The organism is Psychrobacter sp. bablab_jr014, from assembly GCF_016464015.1.
GTDB lineage: Bacteria > Pseudomonadota > Gammaproteobacteria > Pseudomonadales > Moraxellaceae > Psychrobacter.
In genome coordinates this window covers 1-16613 of the sequence record NZ_JACDXT010000008.1, presented here as the reverse complement: position 1 = coordinate 16613, position 16613 = coordinate 1, and the positions used below count along the sequence as shown (strand labels likewise).

Genomic DNA, 16613 nt, shown 5'->3' with positions numbered 1-16613 from the left:
GAGCTAAAATTAATCTCTTTGGTTGGTACAATTCGAAAAGTGGACCCAAACAAACTGCTGGCATCCGACAGCCAATATTCACGTTGAATCGCGCTTTTTTGATGAGCTATGCCTTCAGCAACCAAGTAAAACGCACCTGTTGCCATATTTTCACGATACGACTGTACGCGCTCTTTATTGATGGTATCCATCAAAAGCTGCGCGAACAAGGCGACGCACAGACACACTATCAGCAGTCCGCCATAAATTCGAATGAAAATACTGTGTTTTAAAGATGAGACTAGTGACATATTGTGCCATTACCAACCGATTTAAACCCGACGTCCATATCATGAGCAGGCATACCTGCTGATCAGGTTGTGCCCAGTAATCTATTTAGCCAAGGTGATGTAACAGTGTCCGTAATCCTTACTGAGGGATGATGGATCATTATTAGCCCTCATTAAACCATATAATGATTGGCATAAGTTGAAAATTTTATCGCCTATTTGCAAAAAAAACCAGCGAGCTGCTGGCTTTTATTGTCTGCATAACGGTGCAAAATTTAGCCAGCACATTCAGTATGGTACTGGCTATTGGCACTAACTAAAGAATTAGTTGCCTTCTTTGACAAACAGATAACCTTTACTACGTACGGTCTTAATACGTTTTGGATTTTCAGGATCATCACCGATTTTTGGACGAATACGCGAGATACGTACGTCGATAGAGCGGTCTTGACCGTCATATTCGATACCGCGTAGACGCTCAAAAATGTCTTCACGCGATAGGATACGACCTGCATTTGAAGCCAATAACCATAACAAATCATACTCAGCACTGGTAAAGTCAACCAATTCATCGGACAAAGTCACTGAGCGGCCGCCATTATCGATGACCAACTCGCCAAACTCAAGACGCTGTGGCACATCTTCAGAAGGCGCATTTTCAGAGCGGCGTAGTAGCGCACGGATACGCGCAAGTAATACACGAGGCTGTGCAGGCTTGGCAACATAGTCATCCGCGCCCATCTCTAGACCCAAAACTTGATCCATATCTTCAGTACGTGCTGTTAACATCAAAATTGGGTTTTGGTAGTGTGGACGCACTTCGCGGCAAACGGTCAGACCATCGCTGCCCGGCAACATTACGTCAAGTACCACCATATCAGGCTGTTCATTGACAATGCGGCGAATCGCACGGTTGCCATCAGTCTCAATAGCCACTTCTAGGCCATTCTTAACCAAATAGTCTTGAGTCAGCATCGCCAAGCGCTCGTCATCTTCGACAATCAAAATTCGGGGGGTGTTGTCTTCTTCAGTCATTGTCATTGTTATTTCCTCTAAATTGTAAAAATAAGCGCAAGGCTATGATTAGCACATTATGTGTTCTAAGTATTGCGGTGACGCATTAACAGCACAGTATACTATCAAACCCTTGTAACCCATACTGTCCGCTATGCTCAGTAACAAAACCTATAAACTTATCGTTTAAATCGTTAAGTACTGCATCATAAAAACGTATAACCAATGTCGTCCTGACTACATCGTAATCGCTATGGACATCTCATATCATGAGCGTCAATGATTACTAATATAACGAAATATGACGCAGACTGCCAGCAGCTTTCACGCTACCAATCACTTAAAGACTATCAAGCGATTTATCTTGAAACAAAGTACCTAATAAAAAATGATAGACGAAAAAAAACAGCCTCATAAGGAGACTGTTTTTTATTACAAATCTTAAAACGGGCAATTACGCACGGTTTTTGTATTTGCGAATGGTTTGCAGCTGACCCACCGACTCTGCCAACGATGCCAAGGCAGCATTGACTTGTACGGTATCGTTTTGGTTGACCAGGGCTTGCTCTGCATTCTTACGCGCTTGCATGATTTTGCTCTCATCCAAGTTGTGCGCACGTACTGCGGTATCTGCCAAGACCGTTACGACATTTGGTTGTACTTCAAGGACACCACCAGACACATAAATGACTTCTTCTTGACCGTCTGGCGTCTGAATGCGCATCGCACCTGGCTTTAGCAATGTGATGAGCGGGGTGTGTCCTGATAGCACACCAACCTCGCCCTCGCTACCCGTAGCGATTAACATACTGACGTCACCTGAGTACAGCTCTTCGCGGGCACTTACGACGCGACATTGAAACGTTGCCATCCCTTTCTCCTCACTCTAAAAATTGCAATGCAGGGTATGCGATAAGCGCACATCACATGCGCTTATGCATCACTCATGGCTTATGCTGACGCTTTTGCTTTTAGCTTTTCAGCTTTTGCAACGACTTCATCAATGCCACCTGCCATGTAGAACGCTTGTTCTGGTAGGTCATCGTACTCACCTGCGATGATTGCTTTAAAGCTCGCAATGGTGTCACGTAGGGCGACGTATTTACCAGGCGCGCCAGTGAATACTTCGGCAACGTGGAATGGCTGTGACAAGAAGCGCTGAATTTTACGCGCACGGTAAACAATCAGTTTGTCTTCTTCTGACAGCTCGTCCATACCTAGAATCGCGATGATGTCTTTTAGCTCTTTATAACGCTGCAAGACTTCCTGTACGCCACGTGCCACGTTATAGTGCTCTTCACCAATAACTTGTGGATCAAGCTGACGTGAGGTTGAATCTAGTGGATCAACCGCAGGGTAAATACCTTGTGACGCGATATCACGGCTTAGTACGACGGTTGCATCCAAGTGAGCAAACGTGGTTGCTGGTGATGGATCGGTCAAGTCATCGGCAGGTACGTATACCGCTTGCACAGAAGTGATTGAACCTGACTGCGTTGAAGTAATACGCTCTTGGAGCATACCCATCTCTTCTGCCAATGTTGGCTGATAACCTACCGCTGAAGGCATACGACCTAGCAGTGCTGATACTTCAGTACCCGCTAGCGTGTAACGGTAAATGTTGTCAACGAACAACAGTACGTCACGACCTTTACCAGTTTCTGGATCTTTACTGTCACGGAAGTATTCCGCCATGGTCAGACCTGTCAACGCAACACGTAGACGGTTACCTGGTGGCTCATTCATCTGACCGTATACCATCGCAACTTTAGATTTGCTAAAGTCTTCAGTGTTTACAACGCCAGCTTCTTGCATTTCGTGATAGAAGTCGTTACCTTCACGAGTACGCTCACCAACACCAGCAAACACAGACAAACCTGAGTGTTTCAGAGCGATGTTGTTGATCAGCTCCATCATGTTTACGGTTTTACCCACACCCGCACCACCGAACAGACCGACTTTACCACCTTTAGCAAACGGGCATAGCAAGTCAATAACTTTGATGCCTGTCTCTAGTAGCTCAGTGCTGTTTGATTGTTCAGCGTAGCTTGGCGCTTCGCGGTGGATAGACCATTTAGTGTCTGCAGCAACGTCGCCCGCTTCGTCGATAGGACGACCTAGAACGTCCATGATACGACCTAGGGTGGCTGTACCTACTGGCACAGAAATCGGTGCACCTGTGCTGGTCACAGGCATGCTGCGCTTAAGACCTTCGGTTGAACCCATTGCAATAGTACGTACGATACCATCGCCCAATTGTTGCTGTACTTCTAGGGTGGTTTCGGTACCATCGACCTGTAGGGCATCATAGACCTGAGGCACGTCTTCACGGTTAAATTCAACGTCAATAACCGCGCCAATGATCTGTACAATACGACCGCTACTCATTGCGTTCTCCTTGAACTTCTATATATAGGTGTAGTCAATTATGAAACAGCAGCAGCACCGCCAACGATTTCCGAGATTTCTCGAGTAATCGCCGCTTGACGCAGCTTGTTATAAACCAACTGTAAATCGTTAATTAAATTGCCCGCGTTGTCTGTCGCTGCTTTCATCGCAACCATACGTGATGACTGTTCAGAGGCAATATTTTCCATAACCGCTTGATAAACGATAGACTCGATATAACGACCCAGTAGACCATCAATTAAGGTCTTGATGTCTGGCTCGTAAATGTAGTCCCAGCTCAGCTCAGTTTGGATACCACTTTCTTCATCACCAAAGGCGTTCTCTGGTAGCGGCACAAGCTGATTGATCTTAGGCTTTTGAGTCATGGCGTTGACAAATTGGTTATATACCACATAAATGCGGTCTAATTTGCCTTGATTGTAGTCATCAAGCATCGCCTGTACGGGCGCGTTTAGCTGTTCAAACGTTGGGTTGTCACCATAGTCGGTAATCGCTGAGGTAACTTTGCCACCAAAGTTTTTGAAAAAGCTCACACCTTTAGCACCTAAAACAGCAAATTCAGCCTGAACAGACTGCTCTTGGTACTCTTGGATGCTTTTAGTCAGTGCTTTAAACAAGTTGATGTTCAAGCCGCCTGCCAAACCACGGTCAGAGGTGATGACGATATAGCCCACTTTGTTGACAGGGCGCGATACCATGTACGGATGCTTATAGTCTGATGACGCATGCACCAAATGTGAGATAACCCGGCGCATACTATCAGCATACGGGCGACCCACTTCCATGCGCTCTTGGGCACGGCGCATCTTACTTGCAGCTACCATCTGCATGGCGCGAGTAATCTTCTGGGTGCTTTTAATACTGGTGACTTTGGCACGTATTTCTTTTAAGCTTGCCATAATGATTCCAATATAAGAGGGTTAAAAAAGCATTGGCGAATGCAACAATGACTTGCAGCACTACGCAGTCACATGCCGTTGATAGCCAGCTTGCATGTTTATAAAACACACAAGCCTTATATCAACAAACCCGTTAAATTAATAACTGTGGTTTTGTTTAAACGTCTGTACTGCTGACTTCAAACGACCGGCAATATCATCATTGTAATTGGCGGTGTCATCAATCTCTTTCATCAGATCGCTTTGCTCGTCGTGCATGTAACGTAGGTATGCTTCTTCAAATGAACCGATTTTTTCAACAGGTACGTCTGACAAGAAGCCTTCGTTTGATGCGTAAATAACCGCAGCTTGCTCAGAGATTGACATTGGCTGATATTGCTTTTGCTTCATCAGCTCGGTCACACGCTCACCATGATCAAGCTGTTCACGCGTAGCGTCATCTAGATCTGAGGCAAACTGAGCGAATGCGGCCAGTTCACGATACTGTGCTAGTGCGGTACGGATACCACCTGATAGCTTTTTGATGATCTTCGTCTGTGCTGAACCACCGACGCGAGATACTGAGATACCCGCGTTCACTGCAGGACGGATACCTGAGTTAAATAGGCTTGATTCTAAGAAGATCTGACCATCGGTAATAGAGATTACGTTGGTCGGTACGAATGCAGAAACGTCACCCGCTTGGGTTTCAATAATCGGTAGTGCGGTTAGTGAACCCGTTTTACCAGTAACTTCACCATTGGTGAACTTTTCTACATAGTCTGCGTTGACGCGTGATGCGCGCTCTAGCAGGCGTGAGTGTAAGTAGAATACGTCACCTGGATACGCTTCACGACCTGGTGGACGACGAAGTAGTAGTGAAATTTGACGATAAGCAACCGCTTGTTTTGATAGGTCATCAAATACGATCAGCGCGTCTTCACCGCGGTCACGGAAGTACTCACCCATAGTACAGCCTGAGTATGGGGCTAGGTACTGTAGTGCTGCTGGCTCTGATGCTGAAGCAACCACAACAGTGGTGTACTCTAGTGCGCCAGTTTGCTCAAGCTTACGTACAACGTTTGCGATGGTTGAACGTTTTTGACCAACGGCAACATACACACACTTAATGCCAGAATCTTTCTGTGCAATAATCGCATCGATTGCCATCGCTGTTTTACCAGTCTGACGGTCACCAATGATAAGCTCACGCTGACCACGACCAATAGGAATCATGGTATCAACCGCTTTATAACCCGTCATTACTGGCTGATCGACTGATTGACGATCAATAACGCCTGGTGCGATTTTTTCAACTTTGTCGGTAAGCTTGGCATTGATAGGGCCTTTGCCATCAATAGGATTACCCAAAGCATCAACAACGCGACCTAGTAGCTCAGGTCCTACTGGTACTTCAAGAATACGACCTGTACAATAGGCTTTTTGGCCTTCTTGTAGCGTTAAATAATCACCAAGTACGACCGCGCCGACAGAATCACGCTCTAAGTTTAGCGCCATACCATAGATGTCGCCTTCAAACTCAATCATTTCACCGTACATGGCATCTTCAAGACCATGAATCTGCACGATACCGTCAGATACTTTGACAATCGTGCCTTCATTCTTTGCAGTTGCACCCGCATCAAGGTCTTGAATACGCTGCTTAATCAGATTACTGATTTCCGCTGGATTCAATTGTTGCATTGCCTTGTTTCCTTTAATTTATGATAACCCGCCTACTGACTCAAATGCTCTTATCATCGCGCAGCAACTGCGCTTTTTGGCATTAAGCAGTTAGCTGTGTTTTTAACTGTTGTAACTTGCCACGCATAGAATCATCAATAACTTTGTCACCGATTTTAATCTTAGCGCCTGCCAATAAACTTGCATCAACCGACTCATGAATCACCACACTGGCATTAAGCGAGGTGGCAAGACGCGTTTTGATAAGTTCGCGCTGTTCGTCGGTCAATGGATGGGCAGAAGTCACGTAAGCATCAAGCTGCTGTAAGCCTAAAGCTTTATGACGGCGATAATGCTCATAAACTTCAGGCAGCAGCGTCAGACGCTCTTGTTCTGACAGCTGTGTTACGAAGTTGCTAAGCGCTGTTGATACTTTAGGATAGCTTGTCGTGTTATCACGATGCCCTTTTGCCGCCGTCAATAATCCCTTTAGTGCAGAATCATTGTCGCTAGCAACTTGTGTATCATAAAGATCGACCAAAGCGGCTGACTTTTGCTCAGCAGAAACAGCTGGATTGTCTAGCCAAGTATGGAACGATTTGTCTTTAACAATCGTACTGGCAATAAATAGAAAATCTTCCCATTCATTGACCACCCCGTGTTCATTGGCATAGTCAAACGCGGCTTTAGCGTAGGGTCTTGCTAAGGTTGATAAGTCAGCCATTATATCCTCACAATTACAGCTTCGCCGCCAGTTGGTCTAACATGCTGGCGTGTTTTTGCATATCGACTTCTTTTTGCAAAATTTTCTCAGCACCAAGAACAGACAGCTCAGCGACTTGGGCACGTAGTGACTCACGTGCTTGGTTGATCTCTTGATCGATAGACGCTTGTGCTTGTTGACGGATACGCTCACCTTCAGATTGGGCTTGCGCTTTAGCGTCTTCAACTAATTGATTGGCACTTTTATTTGCCTGCTCAATCAATGCCGCAGCTTTACTTTTTGCAAGCTCAAGCTCTTGCTGGGCATCTTGCTCCGCGGTCGCCAAATCTGCTTTTGCTTTTTCTGCAGCATTTAAGCCATCAGCGATTTTGCGCTGACGCTCATTAATTGCGCCAATAAGTGGTGGCCACACGAATTTCATGCAAAAAACCACAAATATTGCAAAAGCAATGGCTTGACCGATGAGGGTAGAATTGATATTCACGTGATCACCTCTTTGTTAATGAAACATCAGTGTTATTGACTGTATTTATATTCAGTGACTATAAACACAGTCAACGGTATACAACTGAGCCTTCAGATTAACCTGCTAGAGGGTTAGCGAATAGCAATAGCATAGCAATACCAACACCAATCATCGGTACCGCATCAAGTAGACCTGCGACGATGAACATACGAGTTTGCAACTGTGAGCCTAGCTCTGGCTGACGTGCAACGCCTTCTAGGAATTTGCCGCCCAAGATAGCAAAGCCGATGCCGGTGCCTAGTGCGCCCAAGCCAATTAGAAGTGCTACTGCGATAACTGTGTAACCACCTAATACTGGATCCATTGATGTATCCTCATTTACCTATTGAATGTCTAATTAATGTTCAGTTGATGACGCTAGTGATAGATAAACTATCGTGAGCATCATAAATACGAACGCTTGAAGTGTAATAACCAAGATGTGGAAAATCGCCCACGGTACAGATAACGCCCATTGAATCCAAAACGGCATTAGGGCAATCAAGATAAAGATCAATTCACCTGCATACATGTTACCGAACAGACGCAAGCCCAATGAGATTGGTTTTGCAATCAAGGTCACAAATTCTAAGATGAAGTTGATAGGAATTAAAATAATCTTTGCGATTGGGTTTTTTGCGCTAAATGGGTGCAGTGTTAGCTCGCCCAAGAAGCCACCAAAACCTTTTTCTTTAATGCTATAAAAGATAATCAAAGCAAAAACAGAAAATGACATGCCAAGGGTGACGTTCGGGTCGGTACTTGGTACGATTTTCATAAAGACGTGGTGTGGGTCATAACCCATCGCCTCGCCGATTTTTTGCGCCAATACTGGAATGAAGTCGATAGGCACTAAGTCCATCAAGTTCATTAAGAAAATCCAAACAAATATGGTCAGCGCAAGTGGCGCAACCAGCTTTGATTTACCACTGTAAGAGTCGCGGACGTTGTTGTCGACAAATTCGACAATCAGTTCAACAAAAGCTTGCATCTTGCCGGGCACGCCTGAGGTGACCTTTTTGGCTACCATCCAAAAAATGGCACAAAAAAGGATACCAAGACCAAAAGACCACAGCATAGAATCCAGATGGATGGCTTGAAAGCCCATCTGTGATGCTTCTTCGGCGCTATGAGCGACTGTCCAACCTTCGCCCGGCAAATAGCCGTACGTCCAGTTTGTTAAGTGGTGAGAGATATAGTCTGATGATGTTTGTTGCTCGGCTGCCATAATATAAGCTTCTTATTAATCAACGATTTAATCAACTACCAAAAAAGGTTGTCATCTGATGAGTAGATTAACGAATCATAGCGACTGACAATAAAGATAGGGCACTCCCCTACTCTGTCATCTGGCTATAGTTCAGTTAAAGCTACCATGTAACCAACAACATCCAACGTATGACGTGCTATCTGATTTGACATTGACCAAAACATAAATTTTAGTTATCAAAAAAGGGCTTATGGATATGATTTATCAGCCCTTGCTACAGACACAAACGTCATTGTGTTAGTGTTTGCTTATATTATCTTGTGACCGATGATTGGTATTAAAGCCAAAAGGTAGTCGCAACGATAACGCCAAATAGCGTACATAAGCAGAAAAATTTGTTGCCTATCTTAATGCAGCGTTGTATTCGTGTAAAGTCAATTATTTTTTATCTACACTGTCAGTGTGGTTTTGACAGCACACGCAAAAATGAGGCATACGACTGCGGCATTGTGCGCAGCATGCATCTTCGGACTGCCTGTCCAAAACCATTCTGAACTACGTTATACGTGTTACTGCTCAATGCGTCTGCTTAGATAACTTACGACTAAGTATGACTGATATTGACTTTACTGAATTAGCCTTAGAGAAATTGGACTGCGAGATGACACATCAAGCATTACTCTTATGACAGAATAATTAACCTACCCAAAAGTACGGGTACGCTAGCCTATGCGCCACAATGTCCAAATATGACTAATCTGCATTACCATAAAACCGATGAAGAGCGCTGGCGCTGACAGGGGTTGTATGGTAATAAAAATTAGTGCGAAACCGAGCACTGTCAATAGCCATTTGACCATTTGACCGCGATACAGTTGTCGTACGATGTTACGACGAACGTGGTATCCCGTGTGCCAAAAAACAAAACCTGCAAATATCGCTTGGCTTATATAGTTAAGCAATGCACCTAAGGCAGCACTTTTAGCAATCACCCAGTGGGTATCAAACCAAGTATAGTCTACGAGCGCAGCCAATATAATGATGCCAAGAAGTAACCAAGACTGCTGCTTTAAGCGACTGCCGATCAAATCTTTCTGAGTGCGTTTGGCAGGTTGGGTCATTGGATATCCTTATATAGGTAGGGTGCGATGTTTGCTCAATTTCTGCAAATGATCACGCCGTGACTTTTAATAAGTCGTTACCACTATATTAATATCACCTTTAAACCCGATTAAAACGCCACTTATTATAAGGACAGTAGCGCTTTTAAGCAAGCATAATATTAAGTTTGTCAACCAGTTAACTTTTTATTGTGTTAATAACTGATATTGATTTGGTTTTATATCATTGCTGATTTATGAGCAAACCACCCATATATGGGCGATTTGTCCATGTACCAGTGCTTTAATTTTGTTTGCGTGCCATCATAACATAAGTAAATCGCTAACATGGCTGATTTGTTGGTTTTCACTTTTATTATAAAAACAGCCGTTAAACAGACAAAATACTCACGTTAGTCGCTAAGAGCACGTATCTTACTTGATTTATGAAGATTATGCGCCATCAATGCAGCGGTTGATTTGTTGCGCCATGGTTTTCCAGCCATCAACAAAGTCGGTACTGTCACTCATGTCCTCCAGTTGCACACTGGTCTTTAGGGGTTTTAGTTTGGCATTCAAGCCCTTTGCCGTTTCGCTTTGGTTTAGTAAGCACATGTTTTTGGCGGGACGATGTGTGGTCAACCAGCGCAGTTGACTGGCCTTTGGCGCAAGGTGATGATCAGGGCTTAAACTGCCCGCTAAGCGAATATTAGCCGCTTTTTCAAGATATTGATAAGCATCATGATACGCCCAGTAATCACGAAGGCTGGGGGATTCTTGCTGCACTTGGCGCACCGCAGCATCCATACGTTTGGCAAAGTCTTTGACATTGGCTTGATAAATATCTTTGTATTGCGGATTAGCGTGCGTATGGATGGCTGCCAATGCACGAGTAATCGCCTTAGCATTATTAGGATCCAGCCAGATATGTGGGTCTTCAGTGTTGCTGATTGGCTTGGTCTGAATATCACGCAGCGGATAGCGTTTAAATGCGTCAAAATCTAATAAGGCGATATCGTTAGGCGCATCCTCAAGCGTACCTGACAGACTGTTTTCTAACGATGGACCAAACCAAACGACAAAGGTACTGTCCTGAATCATTTTTTTGTCGCTAGGGCTCATACTGCCATGATGTCCCACGTTACCTGGTTTTAATATACGCTGGGCTGAAGGCGTGCCTTTTGTGACCGCTTCGCTCAGTAGGTATAATGGATAGTTGCTCACACTGACGGTATTGGTCGCTGCCTGCGCAGGCAGTTGCCATGTTACTGCACTCAGTGCTAAAACACTTGCAGCGTAAAATGGACGACGTAGCTTATGATATAAAGTATGAAGAAGGACAGACATCTGTTTCATATAAAGGCACTCACAAACAAAGTTAGCCAGACGGCCAGTAAGATTGACTACAACTTGGCAGTAAACCAATGAAAACTTAAACACGTTTCAACCACAAACATTGCAAAGTAGGATGTAAATGATGGCATAATGGTATTTGATAATCACATTATGTTATACTATAACATTAATAATCGCCAGATGAATGCGCCATACCGTTACAAAAAGTCAGGCTTAAGACATTCTTTGTATTATTAATCAAGTATTTAAGGGCAGTAGCCATGAGCGCAGATTGCAAGCATATTCATAAGGTACAGTCTTTTTCAGCCGAGGCAATAGAAGACCGTCTGTTGGCGGCGCAGCAGCATTGCCGTGCGCGTGGGGTGCGTTTTACGCCATTACGTCAGCAAATTTATGCGCTGATTTTATCGGCAAATGCTCCTGTTGGTGCATATGATTTAATCACGCTACTGCAAAAAGAACGTTTGGATACAGACGCTAAAGCCAGTAAAAATGTCGCGCCGCCCACGGTGTATCGTAGCTTGGAGTTTTTATTATCCGAGGGGCTGATTCATCAACTGACCTCTATCAATGCTTACGTGCCTTGTTGTCATCCGCGCGCTCAACATACGGCAGCCTTTTTAATCTGTGACAACTGTCACAGCGTGCAAGAGTGCAGCAGTATGCCTGCTGAAGAAATTATTCATTTTGCGCAAAGTAATGCAGGCTTTGTGGTTGCGCGTAGTGTGATTGAGCTGAGTGGCCGTTGTCAGGCTTGTCAAACAGCGACCGCCGAATGAGTAGCTGCGGTGTCTGATTCGTATCGCCCTAGTCGTTGTTTTTATCATCAAAAGCTGAAGTACTGTCATGAGCTATTTGTCATCACGTCAATCAAAACAGCAAAAGACGCTGTCTGATATGGCACCACTATTGAGCCTGAAAAACATCAGCTTTGATGTACATCGTCAAAGACTGGTATCGAATATCAATTTGACTATTGGTGCTCAAGAAACCATCAGCCTTATCGGCCCGAACGGCGCGGGCAAGTCAACGCTGGTTAAGCTGATACTCGGCCTTCTCACACCAACCGAAGGCGATATTGTCGCGCATCATCACATTCGTTTGGGCTATGTGCCGCAGCGATTTAGCGTTCCTGCCATATTGCCTTTGCGAGTTAAAGATGTTTTGGCGCAAGCAGACAAACGCCGCTTGAGTGCCACTGAACGCGATTATATCTTTGAGCGTCTGTCATTATCCTCATTATTATCACGGCAAATGCACCATTTATCAGGCGGTGAAACCCAGCGCGTACTGCTAGCACGCGCACTCCTTGATAAGCCTAATTTGCTGATTTTAGATGAGCCAATGCAAGGCTTAGACCCTGACACAGAAGCGCTACTGTATGCTTTTATTGATGCACTGCCTGAGTTTTTGCGCTGCGCGATGTTGGTGGTGTCGCATGACCTGCATTGGGTGATGAAAGGCAGTCGACGGGTAATTTGTTTAAATAAACACATTTGCTGCGAAGGACAACCTGCTGAGCTCGCGGTCACGCCTGCATTTCAAGATTTGTTTGGTCATCATTATGAGCAGCCTTATGTTCATAAGCCGCATGCCTGCGAGCATCATGCGCCCCATGAAGTCTAAACCAGCGCAATATATCGAGCGTCTACGGACAATAGCCACAATGATTTTCTTAGTTTTTGGTAGGTTTTGAATATGGGTGCATGGTTGAGTATTATTGCGCCAGCTTGGCTGGCGGGCAGTATCTTGGCAGTATTATCAGCGCCACTTGGCTGTTTGGTATTGTGGCGACGTATGGCGTTTTTTGCAGATGCACTCGCACACGGAACATTGCTTGGGGTGGCACTGGCGGCATGGTGGCATTTGCCTATGGGCATTGGTGTGGCGCTCGTCAGTGTCTTTGTTGTTCTTAGCCTTGTGTGGATGGATGATGAGCGCTTACCTGCCGATGCGGTACTCGCTGTGGTCGCGGTCACATTATTGTGCTTGGGCTTATTGACCTTGACACAACTGACCGATCAACAGGCCAATGTGCTGGGCTTTTTATTTGGCAATCTATTAGAGCTTGATTGGGCCGATTTGCCCATACTCGCAGTATCTGTCGCTATAGGTGCAGGTTTACTGGCCTACATTTGGCCTGCCCAAATCAAACTGGCGACGCATGAGGCGCTGGCACGTATTCAGGGCATCAATCCGACTCGCCAGCGTTTGTTCTTTATGGGTATTTTGGCAGGATTTTGCGCCGTTGCCTTACAAGCAGTCGGCAGTTTACTCATCAGTGGATTGTTGGTGCTGCCTGCTTTGAGTGCGCGCTTATTGACCCAGTCACCCAAACAGATGGTTATCGTTGCTTTTATTATTGCTCAAGTCGGCGTAACGCTTGGGGTGTGGAGCAGCGTGTGGCTCGATATTCAAACGGGTGTGTCTATCGTATTGATTTTGGCACTGTTATTCTTTGCGACATTAATTATGAACAAGTCTTGGCAAGCCTTTACTCGTACAAATAGGTAGATACCGCCGTTAGGATAAGCGTGACCAATTACCTGATGAGCTGATAGTTGACCCTACTTTTGTCTTCAAATAAAGCTAGAGGTTTTCACTAATCTGTGTTATAAAGCCGATAATATCCTTTTACCGTTATTGCGGTTGACTTTGGCTATACTGATGGATGCAAGATTTGTAGATAAGCACATTGTCGTACGTCAAGCCGTTACTATTTTAAGCTTTGGTTGTGGTCTGATGAGGTATTTACCCCATGCAAAACTACCCTGTGCACTTCATTAGTACGCCTGATGAACAAGTCAATGTTTTACAGATTACCGACTTGCACCTCTCTGAACCCATTCATGACAAAACGCAGCCTTGTTGCCATGACCGTTTCGCGGCGGTATTGGCGCAAGCCTTAGCCGAGCCTGTACGTTGCGATTTGATTTTGGTGACAGGAGATTTGGTTAGTAAGGTCAAAACGCATTTATACGATCATGTCTTTGACGTGCTGTCCGCAACTGGCATTCCATTTGCCTGCATCGCGGGTAACCATGATGTGACAGAAGAAAAGGACGCCACAGTGCCTTTTCATGCACGCGAGCTGCTGGCAAAAGAAGCCGACGAGAGACTACTCAGTCGTCATGTGATTCACAGCGAATATTGGCAGATACTGCTGATGGACTCAAGTGTGCCTGGTGAGATTTTTGGGGCGCTGTCTACGATGGATGTGGATTGGCTGGATGCGCAATTACAGACTTGCCAAAAACCGACGTTGATTGCGCTGCATCATCATGTCATTGCCATGCAATCGGCATGGATTGATGTACATATTGCTCGAAATACCGATTACTTTTGGCAAAAGATGCGTAAGCATACCCACCTTCAGGCCATTATCAGCGGCCATACCCATCAAGAAAAGGTATATACGCGCGATGGCGTACAGGTGTATAGCACGCCTTCAACATGCTATCAGTTCAAGCCGTTGGTTGATGATTTTGCTTACGATGAAGACGCACGGCCTGGTTACCGCTGGTTGCAATTGGCTAACAATGGACAGGTTGCAAGCTGGGTAAAAAGGTTAGATACTTAACGGTCGCTTTAATCCGCGTGTCACCTTGTGTTGACAGTGTGGGGTTATGATTGCCTGCAGACCCTGACAGAGAGTAACGGGAAATATTTTGATAATAACGGCACCATGCTATCGCTCTTGGCTATTTTTTGCGATTCTGGCGTATCAAGCATAGGCGTCACCCGATCATTAGTGGTACTCTGTGGGGTAGCTAAAGGAATACATTTTGGCAAGTGCGCTGACTTTGGCAGACACAGCCTTTGATTGATTGAAAAAATAGGAAAGACTTATGAGTACCGCAACCCCCAATCCTAGCGATGTAAAATTCACGCCGTATGAGCCTGCTGATGGCGAAGAGTACATGTCTGATGCGCAGCTTGAGCATTTTCGCGCCATCTTGCTTGATTGGAAAACCCAATTGATTGGCGAAGCTGACCGCACCAAAAGCTACATTCAAGATGAATCTAGCGCGATGCCTGATATCAACGACCGCGCCACGCAAGAAGAAGAGTTTGCTTTGGCACTGCGTACCCGTGACCGCGAGCGTAAACTGATTCGTAAAATTGATAAGTCTATCCTTGAGATTGACAATGATGACTACGGGTTTTGTGAGACTTGTGGGGTAGAGATTGGTTTGCGTCGCCTCGAGGCACGCCCAACAGCCACCCAGTGTATCGACTGCAAAACACTGTCAGAGATGAAAGAGCGTCAAAACCAAGGGCATACCTAATCGGGCCAGTTGCCATGCCAAGCACAGTTGCTCCGCCCAAAAAAGCGTCCAGTCCAGCGCACCCGATTGGACGCTTTGCTCCCTCGCCTACAGGTGAGCTGCACCTTGGCTCGCTCACCACGGCACTGGCAAGCTACTGTCATATCAAATCGCTCGGCGGTACATGGTTACTGCGTATAGAAGACACCGATACCGCCCGCTGCGACCGCCAATTTAGTGAGCAAATCCTCCTCGATTTAGAAGCCTTAGCGCTGTTTTGGGATGGCGATGTCATCTATCAGTCTGAACGCACTGATATTTATAATGACTATTTAGCCGATCCGCTACAGCCCTTAACCTACGCCTGCTCTTGCTCGCGTAAGCAGCTAAACGCCTATTGGGACGCGCAAAAACAACAAGCCAATATCCAAGCCTCAGGTCTGAGTCAAGCGCTGGATAATCGTCAACGCTATCCGCGCTGCTGCCTAAACGCTGGGCTTGATAAGACCGCACATAAGCTGCGCTTGCAAATGCCCGATACGCTGATTGGCTTTGCCGATGGCATTCAGGACAACTGCTGGCAAAACCCACAACAGACGGTCGGTGATATGGTGGTACGCCGCGAAGATGGCATTATTAACTACATCCTCGCCGCCAGTATTGATGATGGTTTGCAAGGTGTCACGCATATTATGCGCGGCTTAGATATCTTGCCCATGACCAGCGCACAAATTAGCGTGATGCATGCCGCGCGTCTGCCTGCGGTCTCGCACTGGTATCATTTGCCGCTGATTTGTCATGACAATGGGCAAAAGCTCTCCAAGCAAAACCTTGCCCAGCCGATTGATACCCGTGACCCCAGTCGCTTATTACAATACGCCTTACAATTATTACAGCAGCCTGCGGTCGATATAGATACGCCTGAGCGCATGCTTGCACAAGCGGTGCAGCAGTGGTGCCAAACGCCGCTGATTGGGCAACAGGTACTGAATGTGGCTATATAAGCAAAACGCTTTAAATCATAAGCATAAAAAAAAGCGCGAACTCTATCGCGCTTTTTTAGGGCGTGTTGAACATTCGCAAATAGGCACTGCTGATTGCTAAAATTGTTCCAGACAAGGCACAAAGCGACGATAATGCAGATGCCTTAGCGAGATTTGTAACGCAGTATGGGGCAATTTTAGCATCAGCCCGCAG

17 protein-coding genes and 1 pseudogene are annotated in these 16613 nt (G+C 45.6%); 6 read left to right on the top strand and 12 right to left on the bottom strand.

Annotation, left to right across the window (positions count from 1 at the left end; all coding sequences use genetic code 11):
• The 12 genes and pseudogenes from JIE71_RS02030 to JIE71_RS01975 all read right to left on the bottom strand — a co-directional run.
• Positions 1–290 (bottom strand): annotated as a pseudogene (locus JIE71_RS02030) (two-component sensor histidine kinase); the annotation flags it as partial.
• Between the two features lie 303 nt (positions 291–593).
• Entirely contained in the window at positions 594–1304 is a 711-nt protein-coding gene (locus JIE71_RS02025) for a response regulator (protein ID WP_199507063.1), read from the bottom strand.
• Positions 1305–1737: 433 nt separating this feature from the next.
• On the bottom strand, positions 1738–2154 hold the full coding sequence (locus JIE71_RS02020) for a F0F1 ATP synthase subunit epsilon (RefSeq protein WP_199507061.1): 417 nt from the start codon (positions 2152–2154) through the stop codon (positions 1738–1740).
• 80 nt (positions 2155–2234) lie between these two features.
• Positions 2235–3671, bottom strand: coding sequence for a F0F1 ATP synthase subunit beta (gene atpD / locus JIE71_RS02015; protein ID WP_199507060.1), 1437 nt, complete (start codon positions 3669–3671; stop codon positions 2235–2237).
• A 38-nt stretch (positions 3672–3709) separates the two neighbouring features.
• Positions 3710–4591: a F0F1 ATP synthase subunit gamma gene (gene atpG / locus JIE71_RS02010; protein WP_199507059.1), complete on the bottom strand. Its 882-nt coding sequence runs from the start codon at positions 4589–4591 to the stop codon at positions 3710–3712.
• 138 nt (positions 4592–4729) lie between these two features.
• Positions 4730–6274 carry a F0F1 ATP synthase subunit alpha gene (gene atpA / locus JIE71_RS02005; RefSeq protein WP_199507058.1) on the bottom strand — a complete coding sequence of 515 codons (1545 nt, stop codon included), beginning with the start codon at positions 6272–6274 and terminating at the stop codon, positions 4730–4732.
• An 82-nt stretch (positions 6275–6356) separates the two neighbouring features.
• The gene (locus JIE71_RS02000) at positions 6357–6977 is read right to left on the bottom strand and encodes a F0F1 ATP synthase subunit delta (RefSeq protein ID WP_199507057.1); all 621 of its coding nucleotides are present in this window, start codon (positions 6975–6977) and stop codon (positions 6357–6359) included.
• A 13-nt stretch (positions 6978–6990) separates the two neighbouring features.
• The gene (locus JIE71_RS01995; protein ID WP_199507056.1) at positions 6991–7461 is read right to left on the bottom strand and encodes a F0F1 ATP synthase subunit B; all 471 of its coding nucleotides are present in this window, start codon (positions 7459–7461) and stop codon (positions 6991–6993) included.
• Positions 7462–7558: 97 nt separating this feature from the next.
• On the bottom strand, positions 7559–7807 hold the full coding sequence (gene atpE, locus JIE71_RS01990) for a F0F1 ATP synthase subunit C (RefSeq protein WP_025651437.1): 249 nt from the start codon (positions 7805–7807) through the stop codon (positions 7559–7561).
• A gap of 33 nt (positions 7808–7840) precedes the next feature.
• A complete protein-coding gene (gene atpB, locus JIE71_RS01985; RefSeq protein ID WP_199507055.1) occupies positions 7841–8710 on the bottom strand; it encodes a F0F1 ATP synthase subunit A in 870 nt (289 codons plus the stop codon).
• A gap of 704 nt (positions 8711–9414) precedes the next feature.
• Positions 9415–9813 (bottom strand): ATP synthase subunit I, encoded by a 399-nt coding sequence (locus JIE71_RS01980; RefSeq protein WP_199507054.1) that lies wholly within the window; start codon positions 9811–9813, stop codon positions 9415–9417.
• Between the two features lie 432 nt (positions 9814–10245).
• On the bottom strand, positions 10246–11148 hold the full coding sequence (locus JIE71_RS01975) for a metal ABC transporter solute-binding protein, Zn/Mn family (RefSeq protein WP_199507053.1): 903 nt from the start codon (positions 11146–11148) through the stop codon (positions 10246–10248).
• Between the two features lie 260 nt (positions 11149–11408).
• Between JIE71_RS01975 and JIE71_RS01970 the strand changes: the two genes are divergently transcribed.
• The 6 genes from JIE71_RS01970 to gluQRS all read left to right on the top strand — a co-directional run bounded on the left by JIE71_RS01970 (position 11409) and on the right by gluQRS (position 16420).
• A complete protein-coding gene (locus JIE71_RS01970; RefSeq protein ID WP_199507052.1) occupies positions 11409–11927 on the top strand; it encodes a transcriptional repressor in 519 nt (172 codons plus the stop codon).
• A gap of 67 nt (positions 11928–11994) precedes the next feature.
• Complete coding sequence (locus JIE71_RS01965) at positions 11995–12774, top strand: metal ABC transporter ATP-binding protein (protein WP_416231998.1); 780 nt, start codon at positions 11995–11997, stop codon at positions 12772–12774.
• A gap of 72 nt (positions 12775–12846) precedes the next feature.
• A complete protein-coding gene (locus JIE71_RS01960; protein WP_199507051.1) occupies positions 12847–13662 on the top strand; it encodes a metal ABC transporter permease in 816 nt (271 codons plus the stop codon).
• A 244-nt stretch (positions 13663–13906) separates the two neighbouring features.
• Positions 13907–14728 carry a metallophosphoesterase gene (locus tag JIE71_RS01955; RefSeq protein WP_199507050.1) on the top strand — a complete coding sequence of 274 codons (822 nt, stop codon included), beginning with the start codon at positions 13907–13909 and terminating at the stop codon, positions 14726–14728.
• A gap of 268 nt (positions 14729–14996) precedes the next feature.
• Complete coding sequence (dksA, locus tag JIE71_RS01950; RefSeq protein ID WP_199507049.1) at positions 14997–15437, top strand: RNA polymerase-binding protein DksA; 441 nt, start codon at positions 14997–14999, stop codon at positions 15435–15437.
• Between the two features lie 14 nt (positions 15438–15451).
• Positions 15452–16420, top strand: coding sequence for a tRNA glutamyl-Q(34) synthetase GluQRS (gene gluQRS / locus JIE71_RS01945; RefSeq protein ID WP_199507048.1), 969 nt, complete (start codon positions 15452–15454; stop codon positions 16418–16420).
• Positions 16421–16613 lie beyond the last annotated feature (193 nt).

Bases quoted from the DNA above. Each gene is read 5' to 3' on its own strand.
- JIE71_RS02025 (WP_199507063.1), bottom strand. From the start codon at position 1,304: ATGACTGAAGAAGACAACACCCCCCGAATTTTGATTGTCGAAGATGAC.
- JIE71_RS02020 (WP_199507061.1), bottom strand. From the start codon at position 2,154: ATGGCAACGTTTCAATGTCGCGTCGTAAGTGCCCGCGAAGAGCTGTAC.
- atpD (WP_199507060.1), bottom strand. From the start codon at position 3,671: ATGAGTAGCGGTCGTATTGTACAGATCATTGGCGCGGTTATTGACGTT.
- atpG (WP_199507059.1), bottom strand. From the start codon at position 4,591: ATGGCAAGCTTAAAAGAAATACGTGCCAAAGTCACCAGTATTAAAAGC.
- atpA (WP_199507058.1), bottom strand. From the start codon at position 6,274: ATGCAACAATTGAATCCAGCGGAAATCAGTAATCTGATTAAGCAGCGT.
- JIE71_RS02000 (WP_199507057.1), bottom strand. From the start codon at position 6,977: ATGGCTGACTTATCAACCTTAGCAAGACCCTACGCTAAAGCCGCGTTT.
- atpE (WP_025651437.1), bottom strand. From the start codon at position 7,807: ATGGATCCAGTATTAGGTGGTTACACAGTTATCGCAGTAGCACTTCTA.
- atpB (WP_199507055.1), bottom strand. From the start codon at position 8,710: ATGGCAGCCGAGCAACAAACATCATCAGACTATATCTCTCACCACTTA.
- JIE71_RS01980 (WP_199507054.1), bottom strand. From the start codon at position 9,813: ATGACCCAACCTGCCAAACGCACTCAGAAAGATTTGATCGGCAGTCGC.
- JIE71_RS01975 (WP_199507053.1), bottom strand. From the start codon at position 11,148: ATGAAACAGATGTCTGTCCTTCTTCATACTTTATATCATAAGCTACGT.
- JIE71_RS01970 (WP_199507052.1), top strand. From the start codon at position 11,409: ATGAGCGCAGATTGCAAGCATATTCATAAGGTACAGTCTTTTTCAGCC.
- JIE71_RS01965 (WP_416231998.1), top strand. From the start codon at position 11,995: ATGAGCTATTTGTCATCACGTCAATCAAAACAGCAAAAGACGCTGTCT.
- JIE71_RS01960 (WP_199507051.1), top strand. From the start codon at position 12,847: ATGGGTGCATGGTTGAGTATTATTGCGCCAGCTTGGCTGGCGGGCAGT.
- JIE71_RS01955 (WP_199507050.1), top strand. From the start codon at position 13,907: ATGCAAAACTACCCTGTGCACTTCATTAGTACGCCTGATGAACAAGTC.
- dksA (WP_199507049.1), top strand. From the start codon at position 14,997: ATGAGTACCGCAACCCCCAATCCTAGCGATGTAAAATTCACGCCGTAT.
- gluQRS (WP_199507048.1), top strand. From the start codon at position 15,452: ATGCCAAGCACAGTTGCTCCGCCCAAAAAAGCGTCCAGTCCAGCGCAC.